General features: G+C 42.8%; 6 protein-coding genes. 5 read left to right on the top strand and 1 reads right to left on the bottom strand.

Going from position 1 to position 14645, the window contains the following annotated elements; translation table 11 throughout:
* Positions 1–93: 93 nt before the first annotated feature.
* On the bottom strand, positions 94–2208 hold the full coding sequence (locus WJR50_RS02080; RefSeq protein WP_341291553.1) for a right-handed parallel beta-helix repeat-containing protein: 2115 nt from the start codon (positions 2206–2208) through the stop codon (positions 94–96).
* A gap of 577 nt (positions 2209–2785) precedes the next feature.
* On the opposite strand from WJR50_RS02080, the gene WJR50_RS02085 reads away from it, so the two are divergent.
* From WJR50_RS02085 to WJR50_RS02105, 5 genes are all read left to right on the top strand, one after another.
* Positions 2786–5800 carry a SusC/RagA family TonB-linked outer membrane protein gene (locus WJR50_RS02085; RefSeq protein ID WP_341291554.1) on the top strand — a complete coding sequence of 1005 codons (3015 nt, stop codon included), beginning with the start codon at positions 2786–2788 and terminating at the stop codon, positions 5798–5800.
* A gap of 19 nt (positions 5801–5819) precedes the next feature.
* A complete protein-coding gene (locus WJR50_RS02090; RefSeq protein WP_341291555.1) occupies positions 5820–7337 on the top strand; it encodes a RagB/SusD family nutrient uptake outer membrane protein in 1518 nt (505 codons plus the stop codon).
* 152 nt (positions 7338–7489) lie between these two features.
* Positions 7490–10861, top strand: a complete 3372-nt coding sequence (locus WJR50_RS02095; protein ID WP_341291556.1) for a VCBS repeat-containing protein — start codon at positions 7490–7492, stop codon at positions 10859–10861.
* Complete coding sequence (locus WJR50_RS02100; protein WP_341291557.1) at positions 10806–14192, top strand: VCBS repeat-containing protein; 3387 nt, start codon at positions 10806–10808, stop codon at positions 14190–14192. Before WJR50_RS02095 ends, WJR50_RS02100 begins: the two co-directional genes overlap by 56 nt.
* Positions 14155–14559, top strand: coding sequence for a hypothetical protein (locus WJR50_RS02105; RefSeq protein ID WP_341291558.1), 405 nt, complete (start codon positions 14155–14157; stop codon positions 14557–14559). Before WJR50_RS02100 ends, WJR50_RS02105 begins: the two co-directional genes overlap by 38 nt.
* The last annotated feature ends 86 nt before the right edge of the window (positions 14560–14645 follow it).

Consider the following 14645-nt stretch of genomic DNA (forward strand, 5'->3'; position numbering starts at 1 on the left):
GGTTAGATGAACTTTCTGATTCAAGGTCGCAAAAATAGAAGATTAGCACTTGGATTCCAATCTTTATCACCTCAAAATCAGCAGGAAAAGTCTTTAATCTACTTCTTCTACCCTGAATTTATTGGACAAAGCGAGCTGCTTTCCTTCGCAACGAATCAGATAGATGGATTGTGACAGACTACCTACACCCAATTCATAAGATTCTTTAGGCGCAAGCTGTAAGTCCTGCTCAAACACTTTGCGTCCGCTGAGGTCGGTGATCCACACGCGGTAGTCACCAGGCTCAATAGCACGGGTGAAAAGCTTGAGGCTTTGCTGTCCTTCACGGGCAAAGGCAGTAATCATAGGAATATCGTCGTCGGAGAGAGTAACTGTAGTGATGTCAGAGTATTCAAAGGAGCCGTCAAAATCTACAGTACGCAGGCGGTAAAATACCGAACCGCTCAGGCGATTGGCCACCTGCTCGTCTATGTAGCGGTACTCGAGAGGAACATTGGAGTTACCGGCAGCCTTGAGCCTACCTACCTCTTTAAAATCTTTACCATTTTCACTACGCTCCACTGCGAAGAAGTCAGAATTAATTTCAGAAGCCGTTTCCCAGTTCAGCTCCACATGCGGCTCCAGTAGAGAAGCAGAAAAAGAGGTGAGTTCTACGGGGAGGGGTTTGTTAACATCTGAAACGGTATATTGAGAGAAGCTAGATACATCTACCTCTATACTTCTCTCAGTTGCACTGACTACAGCATTTATAGGTATCTCATTAACTTGCACCCAGTTATCTTCAACTATCTCACTTCCTGAGTTTTTCCAAACTATTGCTACACTGGGGAAAACATTGTTATCATAAATAGAAGACCATGATAAAGTTAAGGAGCGTGAACTGAAATTATCATTATCTACACTGATATTCCAATATGTACGAATAGACTGAAATGTCTCCCCATTGACCTGATTTTGGATTATTCCTGCGCCACCAGTAATCCGCTCTACAAATAAGTTCGTAAGGGCATCTGAACCAGTCTCATCATTAGGTGCAATAGTTATCCCTAAAGCGCTAAAAGTTTCATTAGCAGGCACATTTTTAGGAATTGATGTGACTCTACCAATGATTCTTCCATTTTGCTCTGAAAGGCCCTCAATGGCTTGATCTGTTAATCGTAATCTTCCGTTTTGTTCCGAGTCAACAATGATATTTCCACTGTTTAATGTAATCTCATTGACCTGAATAACATTGTTTATACTAACTCCATTGTTGTTAATTAAACTTACGCTAAGGTTTTCAATAACAGGAGTATTGTTATTGTACGTAACTCCTATTAAAGTGGCGGCTTTGTCTACATCTAAAGCGTTAAATGAAATTGTGCTGCCATAAAGTGTAAGCTGTCCTGATTCATCCAGCGCAGAAAAAGCATTATCCAATAATTCTGGATCGTCATTATTACGCTTATAAATAGCTAAAGCAGCAAAGTTAGGTTGAAAACCTTCCGTTTGTAGTTCTGTATCTGTTGAGAGTTTTAACCAAGGACTATATTCAATATTTCCTGTAATTGACCCAGTCACGTCCTGTAGGATGCTACCTTCTGAACTCCACCAATTATTCGGAGCATTTACTAAAACACCAGAACCATTTAAAATAGCTTTATTAGTGTTTCCTGAAAGATTATTTTCACTGATGGTACCAGTAATAGATGCCCCGGTTTCAATTTGTATCCCATTTGTATTGTTGTTGATGAAATTATTACTAATGCTAACGCCTGCGTTTTGAGCTACTACAATACCCGAAGCAAATCCAGAAATAGTATTTTGACGAATGGTAAGCCCATTACCTCCCCCTAATAAAATAGCGTTTGCATTAGTATTGCCTATAAGCTCTAGCCCTACTATGGTTACACCACCAACAGTGATATTGAATAGTTGAGTATCACCAACAGCAGGTGCAAGGCTTGCGTTTTCACCTAGGCCGGTAATAGTTAGAGGTTTATTTACTAGAATATTTCCTTCTTCATATTCTCCCGCCAACACTTTAATAATATCATTATCTGCTGCCCGGTCAATGGCTTCTGTAATCGTAGCTAAGGGGTTGTTGATGCCATCGTTATTGTCATTTCCTACTGGAAATGGTGCAACTTGATAAGTTGTTGTTTGCGCAAAAGCACCGAGACTTAAACAAAGCCAGGCTGCCATTAGAAAAAATCGTATACTTCTCATAGTTCTAGTTTAATTAGTTCGTCAGTACAGGACTGTTAGCAATTTAACTGAAAAACAGCCTGATGTTCTTATGCATGTAAGTAATCCTATCATTTAAGTATTGCCACTTCAAAAAGTGTTTTCCAGCGTTCAACAAAGTACTGTCTGGCTGAAGGACAATGCTCTTTCCCCGAACAAAAATACTTTTTTTAACCTCTAATATGGTAATTTTTGAGCAAAATATTACGCAAAAGCATGAGATATTTAATAGTGGATTGAGAAAAAGAGGTCACGGTAGAAAACCTAATGGAAATATTTTTAAAGGTAGGAATTGAGAAAAACGTAATAAAAACCGATTGCGCATTTTTATATTTTGATAAGATACATAGGAATATCTCATATAATGCAGTGAATGATAAGTTTTTTTGAAATTTCTTTATATTTCATTGTTCATAATAATGATAAATAATTTTGTGGTTGTCTTATTATTTATGTTTAATTTTGGCAAGTTTTTGAGAAATTTATATCATTTTTTCAAACAGCTGTTTAGCTGAATCGTTATCTGATTAATTTATTTACACAAGTTAACTAACTGCTTATGAGAATTTTTACACAGCTTAGGTATATCCTAACGCTGCTTGGTGCATTTAGCGTTGCCAGTGTAGCGTATGCGCAAACCACGGTCTCTGGTACAGTAACGGCTCCTGAGGAAGGGGCTTTACCTGGTGTGAACGTATTGGTACAGGGCACTTCCACAGGTACTGTGACCGATCTGGACGGAAATTATAATGTTACGCTGCCAGAAGGCAGTGATGTGCTGGTGTTTTCATCTATCGGTTATGTAACCCAGGAAATTCAGGTTAATGGACGCTCTACGATTAATGTAGAACTACAGGCTGATGTCCAGTCACTTAGCGAGGTTGTCGTGATCGGATATGGAACACAAGAGAAAAGAGATGTAACAGGTGCAGTATCATCTGTAAGTTCTGAAAATTTTAACGCCGGAGTAATTGCTTCTCCTGAGCAATTAATTCAGGGACGTGCTGCAGGGGTGCAGATCACCCAGGCAAGTGGAGAGCCCGGTGCGGGCGTAAATATCAGAATTCGTGGTACTTCTTCTGTACGTGGTGGAAATAACCCTCTATTTGTAGTAGATGGTGTGCCGCTGGCAGGTGAGGACGTAAGTGGAGGTGGAGCAGATGTAGGTGCCGGTAGTTCTTCAGCCAGAAACCCGCTTAACTTCTTGAATCCCAACGATATTGCCAGCATAGACATTCTTAAGGATGCCTCTGCTACAGCTATTTATGGTTCTAGGGGTGCCAACGGAGTGGTGCTTATCACTACCAAAACCGGGGAAGCCGGAAAAAGTACTCTGAACTATTCTTATAATGTAGGGATCAGTAACATCACCAAAAAGTACGACCTCTTAGATGCTGATGAGTTTGTAGCGGCGTATGCTGATATTAATGGTCTTTCTGCTGGAGATGAGGCCTTGGAAACGCTGGATCTTGGAGCTAATACAGACTGGCAGGATGAAATCTTAAGAACCGCAATCTCTCACAACCATGACTTATCTTATAGTGGAGGTAATGACAACGGAAGCTATAGACTTTCACTAGGCTATACGGATCAGGAAGGTATTGTAAACAGGAGCGGATTGAGAAGGCTGTCAGCGCGTTTTAACGGATCAAGTAGCTTTATTGATGATCGTTTGACGGTAAGTACACAGGTAACTGTATCTGATATTCGTGATAATAACGTACCTATTTCTGACAATGCTGGTGCCACCGGTGACCTCTTGGGAGCTGCGTTGAAGCTTAACCCCACTTATCCGGTATATCAGGATGGTGAGCTATACCAAAGAAGTGTAACCGAGCTTAACCCTGTTGCATTTTTAGAGCTTAGTAATGATTATACCAATACTGTAAGAGCTTTGGGTAATGTAACCTTTGATTTTAAAATTGCCGAAGGTCTTAATTTCAAGACAGTTTTGGGAGGTGACCGTTCAGCTTCTACCCGTAAGGCTGGCTATTCCCCGGATCTGGTTGTACAGGGTATTGTGGGTCAGGGGCGCGCTGCTTTTGAAGATGTTAATGCCATCAATACACTGATGGAAAACTACTTTACATATAATAATGACCTATCTGATAACCTTCGGCTGGATGCGGTAGTGGGTTACTCATATCAGCGTTTCCAGAGAGAAACCAAAACAACACAGGCCGCTGGGTTCAGGGTAACAGATCTTGATTTAATTCTGAACAACCTTGCTTCGGTTAACTATACTTCAGGTTTAGGGGGCATTATCGCAAACTCTAGCTATAGAGTAGATGAACTGCAGTCATTCTTCGGTCGTGTGAACTTTGACATTGCTGATAAATATCTTTTGACGGCAACAGTAAGAGCAGACGGTTCTACCCGTTTTGGTGAAGAAAACAGGTATGGAGTATTTCCTTCATTTGCTGCAGCATGGAGACTGGGCGACGAAGATTTTGTGCCTGAAGCATTTACTGACCTTAAGTTAAGAGCCGGTTATGGTGTTACTGGTAATCAGGAGTTCCCGAGCAATCGCTACACAAGCCGCCAGCGCTATAGCGAGGAAGGCTTCAACGTATCTCCCACTGGAGTAACAGTAGTACCAAGTAGCAGACTACCTGTTGCGTTTGAAAACCCTGACTTGAGATGGGAATCTACTACGCAAATCAACATTGGGATTGATTGGGGATTTTTTAATAATCGGTTAAGAGGTTCAGTTGATTATTATAATAAGACTACTCAGGATCTCCTCTTTGTAACCCAGAGCGCACAGCCTGCACCTACTGACTTTGTGTGGGAAAATCTGGACATGGATGTAATTAACGAAGGTATTGAGGTGGTAGTAGATGCTGACCCGGTAGATACTGAAGTTTTCGGCTGGTCAATTTCAGCAAACGCTTCTTATAACGATAACCGCATAGAAAACTATGATGGTTTAGTAAATACAGGTGCCATTAGCGGTCAGGGGTTATCAGGTGCTTTTGCCCAACGTATCGCAAACAATCAACCTCTTTTTGCTTACTACTTACGTCCTTTCGGAGGTTTTGCTGATGATGGGCAAACTATCTACCCTGAAGGTGATGTGCAGCAATTTGTAGGCCGTAGCCCACTGCCAAAATACAATGTGGGCTTCACAAATAATTTTAATTACCAAAGGTTTGATTTGAGTATATTCTTCAATGGCCAATTTGGTCAGTATGTATATAATAATACTGAGAACGCCTACTTTACTGCCGGAGCATTGGCAGGGGGAAACAATGTCACGCGTGATGTGGTTGGAAATGGCGAGTCGCGTGTCAATGCCCCTGAGGTTTCTACCCGCTTTCTGGAAGATGCATCGTTTGTAAGGTTGCAGAACCTGACATTAGGGTACAATTTTAACATGGAAAATGTTGAGTTTTTATCTAACCTGAGGCTCTATTTTACCGGGCAAAATCTATTTGTCATCACAAACTACAGCGGGCAAGACCCGGAAGTGAATGTGAACAAAGCAATAGATGATGTGCCTTCTTTCGGGATTGACTATACTGCTTACCCCAGAGCAAGAACATTCTTGTTCGGACTCAATGTCTCATTTTAATGATTAAACAATCTTTGATATGTATTATCATAAATCTTTAAAAAGTTTAGCACTGCTTCTCTGTTTCAGCTTATTTTACATAGGCTGTACAGATTTGGAAGTGGAGGAACTGGAATCAATCGTAACAGAAACCGAAAGCGGTGAGTTTACTGGAGATGCCGGTGCGCTTTTAGAATCAGCGTATAATCAACTTGGTACCTTTGCTGATCAGGCGAATATTTATGCGCTTCAGGTGCATTCCTCAGATGAAATGATTCCCCCAACCAGAGGTACGGACTGGGGGGATAATGGTGTGTGGCGTTTGCTACATGCTCATAACTGGGATGCTACTCACCAGTATGTACTTGGATCATGGAACTTATTAAACAGCCGTGTATTCCTGACTAATCAGGTGCTTGCCTCAGACAATCCTGCTCCCACTGCGCAGCAGGAGGCAGAGGCCAGGTTTTTGAGAGCATTTTACATGTGGCACGTCATGGATATGTATGGGCAGGTGCCTTTTAGAGAAGTAAATGAGGGAGTAGAAGTAGATCCCAGGGTATTTAGCCGTGAAGAAGCTTTCAATTTTGTTTTAGAAGACCTTGAGGCAGCTTTGCCAAATCTTCCCTCGTTAGCGCCATCACCTACTAACGATCAGGCATCCAAAGCAGCAGCGGCTACCATGTTAGCCAGGCTTTACCTCAATAAAGGTGTATACATGGCAGAAGTAAATGAACAGGGTGCGCTTAGCCCTACTTTTGATCCGGCTGATATGGCCAAGGTAATTGAGTATGCTGATATGGTAGAAGCTGAAGGCTATGCGCTGGAGGAAGAATTTTATCAGAACTTCACAGTAAATGCTCAAAGTGAACTTATTTTCGTAAACCGTGAAGGTGCCGGTAATCCTGAAAACAGGTATTATATGACACTTCACTACGATAATAACCCTAGTGGTTGGAATGGTTTTGCTACCCTTGCCGACTTCTATGCGAAGTTTGAAGATAGTGATGTTAGAAAAGGAATTGAAGCCACTCCCGATGGGACTCCTTTCTCAGGTATTGGTCGTGGGTTCTTAGATGGGCAACAGTATAGTGATAGTGGTACAGTGATTATCAACAGCAGAAATAATCAGCCTTTGTCTTTTGAACCTGAAGTACCTTTGATTGGTGCGGATACTGACGATGGTTACCGCGCTATCAAGTACCACCCGGCTGACAAGGGAAGGTATATTCAGCTACGTTATGGAGATGTTTTCCTAATGAAAGCAGAAGCAATGTATAGAAGCGGACAGACAGGCGAAGCTCTGGCGATGGTAAATGAACTCAGAGAATTGAGAGGTGCAAGCCCGCTTAGCAGTCTGGATGATGCCGCGCTTCTGGATGAAAGAGGAAGAGAGTTATACTGGGAAGGTATCAGAAGAACTGATCAGATCAGGTTTGGTACTTTTGATGATACCTGGGGCGACAAAGAAGTTACTGACCCTTTCAGAGTGCTGTATCCTATACCACAGCAGGCTTTGGATTCCAATCCTAACCTGATACAGAATCCTGGATATTAAGCTGAAAGAATAGCTTTCTCAATAGTTAATAGAGCAGGTAGCTATATGCTGCTTGCTCTATTTTCTTTTTAAGATTTTATCTTTCGGGGAACTACTACTATGCTCCAGCCATTGGAAGGATAGAAAGAGAACAACATTTGATTAAGGGTATCATGAAACATAGCTTTTGGTTGATAGCACTGCTGGTTTGGGGCTGTTCGGATGCCGGTGACCACCTTTTTACCCCCCTCTCAGAAAGTGAAGTAGGCATTGATTTTACCAATGAACTCAGCCTCAGCAAAGACTTTGACGTATTCAGGTATCGTAATTACTACAACGGTGGTGGCGTGGCCATAGGAGATATCAACAATGATGGTTTCTCGGATGTCTACCTCACTGCCAATATGCAGCCTAATCGTCTTTATTTGAATAAAGCTAATGCTAAAGGTGAGACTTTTGAATTTCAGGATATTACTGAAGTAGCCGGTGTGGGAGGCGAAAAGATTTGGTCTACCGGAGTAAGCATGGCTGATGTGAATGGCGATGGCCTACTGGATATTTACGTCTGTAACTCAGGAGATATAGAAGGCGGCCATCGGGAAAACGAGCTTTTCATCAACGAAGGCAATGGTCCTGATGGCTTACCTACTTTTAGTGAGCAGGCAGCCGCTTATGGGCTTGACGATAAAGGCTTTAGCACGCATGCCGTATTTTTTGACTATGACAAAGATGGTGACCTGGATGTTTATGTGCTCAATAACTCTTTTCGGCCGGTTTCTACACTGGGGCTGGAAAATATCCGGCACGTAAGGGATAGTACAGGAGGAGATAAACTGTACCGAAATGACAATAATCGCTTTGTAAATGTTAGCCAGGAAGCAGGGATTTACGGAAGTGTAATCGGCTTTGGCCTGGGCGTGACCATTACCGATGTCAATCAGGATAACTGGCTTGATATTTATGTGTCCAACGATTTTTTTGAGAGAGACTATCTCTATATCAACCAGAAGGATGGCACCTTTAAAGATGAATTACCTCAGCGAATGGGACACATCAGTCATTTCTCTATGGGTGCCGATGCCGCCGACCTGAACAATGACGGTTACCCTGAAGTCTTCGTCACCGATATGCTTCCCGAGACCGATGAGCGGCTCAAGACTATGACCAATTTTGAGTCTTATGATGTGCACCAAACTAAGCTGAAAAACGACTATTATGAGCAGTACATGCGCAATACATTACAGCTCAATAGCCAGGACGGTACTTTCAAAGAAATAGGACAACTGGCCGGAGTGCATGCTACTGACTGGAGTTGGGGCGCCTTAATCGCCGACTTTGATAATGATTTCAACAAAGAGATTTTTGTCAGCAATGGCATTTACAAAGATGTGACCAACCAGGATTTCATCCGCTTTATCGGGAGCGATGAAGCCATGCTGGAAGCTATGCGCAAAGAAACCGTTGACTTTCAGGAATTGGTAGACCGAATGCCTTCCAATAAGCTTAGCAACTACCTTTTCAAAAAAGACAGTAGCCTTTCTTATGAGAATGTATCAACAAACTGGGGACTGGATGAGCCTTCTTTCTCCAATGGTGCAGCTTATGGCGATCTGGACAATGATGGTGATCTGGACCTGATCGTCAACAATGTCAATCAGGAAGTTTTTGTCTACAGAAATAATAGCGAGAAACGCCTGAAGAACAACTACCTCAAACTTTCGTTTGTAGGTCCTGACAAAAATCGTTTTGGAGTAGGGGCTAGGGTTCATGCCTACGTAAAAGACCATCATATTATGCAGGAGAATGTGCCTACTAAAGGGTTTCAGTCTTCTATGGATTATGCCATGATCATCGGGATAGATAGTCTGCAAAGCGTTGACAGTCTGATCATACACTGGGGATATGATGATAAGGTACAGAAATTATATGAGGTAAAAGCCAATCAGCATTTGACCTTAGATATCAAAGATGCAGATCAAACAGCATTACCTAGAGGCGATAATCAACAGACAGTTTTTCGGAAACAAAATAATGTGCTCAATCCCCCCTTTGCCCATCAGGAAGATCTTTTTGTAGACTTTGACTACGAACGTCTGGTCTATCATATGCTCTCCAAAGAAGGCCCGGCACTGACTGTGAGCGATATCAATCAGGATGGCCTGGATGATTTTTATATTGGCGGAGCACATGGAAAATCCGGTAAAATTTATCTGCAAAACAGCAAAGGAGGTTTTGAGATTAGCGAACAGTGGGATATAGCCCAGGACAGTATTTATGAGGATGTAGACGCTCAATTCTTTGATGCGGATAATGATGGCGATATGGACCTATACGTAGTCAGTGGAGGTAATGCCTTCCGCGAAAATGCCCGCGAGTACCAGGATCGTCTTTACCTGCTTACGTCCATTAGTAACGGCAGGCCAGTTTATGAACGGAATGAGCGTGCCCTGCCTCCTTTGCGTGAAATGGGTGCCTGCGTGCGGAATGCAGATTTTGATAATGATGGGGATCAGGACCTCTTTGTAGGCAGCCGAGGCATTCCGCTTCAGTATGGTGTAGCTGCCACCAGTCATATACTTGAGAATGATGGAAAAGGTAACTTCAGTGATGTTACCGCCACCGTTTCGCCAAAGCTGGCTTCTTTCGGTATGGTGACCGATGCGCAGTGGACTGATTTTGACAATGATGATGATCTGGATCTGGTAGTAGTAGGAGACTGGATGCCTATCACTTTGTTTAAAAATAATGGCGCCAATTTAGAACGTCTACACAATGTGCCCGGTCTCACCAAAACCAACGGATGGTGGAGGAGTATTGAGGTGAGCGATGTCAACAAAGATGGAGAAATGGACTTCATCGTTGGAAACTGGGGGAATAACAGCATGTTTAAGGCTAGTGAAGAAAAGCCCCTGGAATTATATATCAGCGATTTTGACAATAACCAGACAGTAGATCACGTATATGCCTGTTACAAGGGAGATAGTTTGTATCCTATGGCATTGAGACATGAACTGGTGGCACAGCTGAATTTTCTGAAGAAAGACTTTACTTATTATGAAGACTATGCCGGAAAGACTTTGTCTCAGGTGTTTAGCAAAGAGCAACTGAACAATGCAGTAGTCAATAAAGTACATCACCTGCAGTCATCTGTAGTAATCAATAATGGGGATGGCTCATACAGCCTTTATAATCTGCCGGAAGAAGTACAGTTTTCACCGATCTATGCCATTGCTGCTGATGATTTTGATCAGGATATGGAAACAGATTATGTGATGGCGGGAAATTTTTCGGGAGTAAAACCAGAAGAAGGACGCTATGATGCCAATACGGGGCTGATGCTAAAAGCTGAAGATGGCCAACTATTAGTGGTAAAAGGGAATAAAAGTGGATTACACATTGATGGCGAGGTACGCAAAATGGAAGTGGCAAAAACGATTGGAAATAAAAAACTGCTTATCGTAGCAAAAAATAATGACCTACCTGAAATATATGAATACCAAGGCGAGCCGAAGGCGAATACTGCCCTTACTATTTCTGATCGTTAGTGCAGCCTGCGGTGACCGCTCAGATTCTGAGCAGTTGTTTGAGTTACTACCCGCATCTTATACAGGGGTAGATTTTCAGAACACGCTGACGGAAACGCCTCAGATGAATATTTTTAACTACCTCTACTTTTACAATGGAGGAGGTGTGGCCGCTGGCGATCTCAACGGAGATGATCTGCCCGATCTGTATTTTACCTCCAATCTGGAAAATAATAAGCTATATATTAATAAAGGTAATTTCAAATTTCAGGACATTACCGAGCAGGCAAATGTAAAAGGAAAAGGAGGCTGGACTACTGGTGTGACTATGGCTGATGTGAATGGGGATGGCAAACTGGATATTTATGTAAGCCAACTGGGCGATTACCAGAATATCCGTGGGAAAAATCAGCTGTATATCAACATGGGCAATGATGCTGCAGGTATGCCTACCTTTGAAGAAAAAGCAGCCGAATATGGTCTTGACCTCAAAGGCTTCAGTACCCAGGCCGCTTTTTTTGACTATGACCTGGATGGCGACCTGGATATGTACATGCTCAACCACTCGGTACACTCCAATGGTACTTTTGGTAAAGCCAGCCTCAGAGACGAAACACACCCTCTCGCCGGTGATAAGCTATTGAGAAATGATGGAGGAAAATTTACGGATGTAACAGAAGAAAGTGGTATTTACAGCAGTGCTTTAGGCTATGGATTGGGTATCACAGTAGGAGATCTCAATTGGGATGGTTATCCCGATATTTATATTGGTAATGATTTTCATGAGAATGATTACCTCTATATCAATAATGGGGATGGCACGTTTAGCGAGAAGCTGCAGGAGTACATCAAACACACCAGCCGTTTTTCTATGGGCAATGACATTGGCGACATCAACAATGATGGCTTGCCCGATATTGTCTCCCTTGACATGCTTCCTGCTGATCCGGTCAAACTGAAAACCTCTGCCGGAGAAGATGCTTATGATGTGTATAATTACAAGCTCAAGTACGGCTATAATCATCAGTTTGCCCGCAATACCCTTCAGCTCAATATGGGCGAAGGGCACTTCAGCGAAATTGGCCTGATGACCGGCATGAGCGCTACCGACTGGAGCTGGTCCAGCCTCATGGCCGATCTTGACCTGGACGGTCACAAAGATATTTATATAGCCAACGGCATCAAGAGGCGGTCTAACGATCTGGACTACATCCGCTATATCTCCAATGACGCACTTCAGCATCGGCTGGAGGGTGACCTTACCAGTGAAGATATGGCGCTGGTAGAAAAAATGCCCATCGTCAAAATCCCTAATGTAGTGTATCAGAATAAAGGTGGGCTGGCCTTTGCAAATATGTCAAAAGCTTGGGGCCTGGGACAAGAGTCTTTTTCTAACGGAGCTGCCTACGCAGACCTGGATAATGACGGCGATCTGGACCTGGTGACCAATAACATTGATCAGGAAGCCTTTATCTACAAAAACCGTAGTATTGATAGTGCTCAAAAAGCGAACGATCATCATTATCTCAAGCTCAAATTTGAGGGCACAGCGCCCAATACCAAAGGGGTTGGCACCCGTGTAATCATTCCTCTTGATTCCCAAACGCTTATACAGGAAGTATACGCCACGCGAGGCTATCAGTCATCAGTACCTACTGATTTGATCATCGGCCTGGGGAATAGAAACCGACTGGACTCTCTGGTGGTAATATGGCCCGATCACCAGTACGAGGTGCTGTATGATGTGGAAGTGGATACCACATTAGCGCTTCAACAAAGTAATGCCAGCGGCAAGTATGATTTTTCAAAACCTCAGCAAACCCTCTTTAAAGATGTTTCTGACCAGTTGGATGTAGGTTATAAGCATGAGGAAAATACTTTCATTGAGTTTAACCGCGAGCTGCTCATCCCTCATATGTCCTCTACCGAAGGTCCTAAAATGGCAGTGGGAGACATCAATGGAGATGGGAAAGAAGATTTTTTTGTGGGAGGAGCGAAGTGGCAGCCCGCAGCAATTTATGTGCAGTCTGATAATAGTTTTCAAAAGTTACCACAAGCGGCTTTGCAGGCAGATAGCGTGGCAGAAGATGTGGGAGCAGAGTTTGTTGATGTTGACGGTGATCAGGATCTTGACCTGATTGTAGTGAGCGGAGGTAACGAATTTCAGGGAGAGGAAGAAGCGCTGATGGTAAGGCTCTATAAAAATGATGGAAACGGGAATTTTACCCGAGCTCGCGCAGCAATGCCTCAAATTTATGTCAATGGCTCAGTAGTATGCAGTGCCGACTATGATCAGGATGGCGACATGGACCTTTTTATTGGTGGTCGTGTGGTGCCCCGCCACTACGGAGTTACTCCTCAAAGCTATTTGCTGGAAAATGATGGAAACGGGAATTTTGTGGATGTAACCAAAGATAAAGCTCCCGGACTCTCAGAAGTGGGTATGGTCAAAGACGCAGCCTGGGCGGATGCAGATGGCGAAGGGCAGCAAGACCTTATTATAGTAGGAGAGTGGATGCCCATCACTATTTTCAAAAATGAAGGAGGTAGTCTGAAAGAAGCAGAACCAGCATCACTCGCCCAGACGCATGGCTGGTGGAATACCATAGAAATTACTGACATTGACGGAGATGGTGATCAGGATCTGGTATGCGGTAATCTGGGACTTAACTCCAAGCTAAAAAGCTCGGTAGAAGAACCGTTGACCCTCTATGTGAAAGATATAGATGACAACGGAAGTTTGGAGCAGATTATGACCTATTATGTAGGTGGAAAAGAATACCTCTTTGCTACCAAGGATGAGATAGGCTCACAATTGACCGATATCAAAAATCGCTTTGTAAAATACATTGATTTTGCCAGAGCAGATGTGGATGAGGTTTTTCCGGGAGATATGCTGGAAGGAGCAGAAAAATTGCAGGTTTATGAGTTGCGCTCCGGGGTTTTTGTCAATGAAGGAAATATGGAGTTCAGTTTTCAGCCTTTTCCTTTACAGGCACAGATGTCACCAGTACAGGCGATTTATACCCAGGATATGGATGAAGATGGGCTGGATGAGTTGCTGATGGCAGGAAACTTCTATGAAGTAACCATAGAAAGAGGCAGGTACGATGCCAGTTATGGAACTGTTCTCAAAAACAATGGCGACGGTTCTTTTGAGTGGATTCCTAACAGACTTACTGGTCTCTACATTGAAGGACAGGTACGCGATATCCAGAAAATTGATTTTAAGGGTGAAGATATTTACAGCATTGTCAAGAATAATGCACCATTAGAGTTTGTATACAAAGACTTAAAAAAACAGCCACTTACCAATGAGCAAAAGATTGCTACTGTACTGGGGAGCCATTAGCCTGATGATGGGATGCTCCACCAGCCCGGAATATTCCATCAAATTTTGCGATTCCCTGGACCAGCAAGAACAGTGCGTGGGAAATCAGGATCAGTTTAGAATTGGGCAGGAAATCTATGTGAGGTTTGAATTTGGAGATGATTTTGAGGGAAAAGAAATCAATGGTAAAATTTGTAGAATTACTGGAAGTGATACCCTTGTCTTGGGGGATAAAAAGTTTGAACTAAAGGCGGAAGACTACTATATTATCCAGGATCTTCCCTTTCATGAATTTGGTATGGAAGCATTGGGAAACTTTGTCATTCGTTTTGAGGATGGACAGGAGCATTTATTAGCAGAAAAAAGACTCAGCATCGTGAGTTCATAACATAGACCAGAAATAAAATATTTGAAGAAAGTTTCTCCACTATTTTATTGCTCCTGACTGTGATTTGAATACAACTAAAAAAATCC

The sequence above is a fragment of the Catalinimonas locisalis genome, assembly GCF_038039535.1.
GTDB lineage: Bacteria > Bacteroidota > Bacteroidia > Cytophagales > Cyclobacteriaceae > Catalinimonas.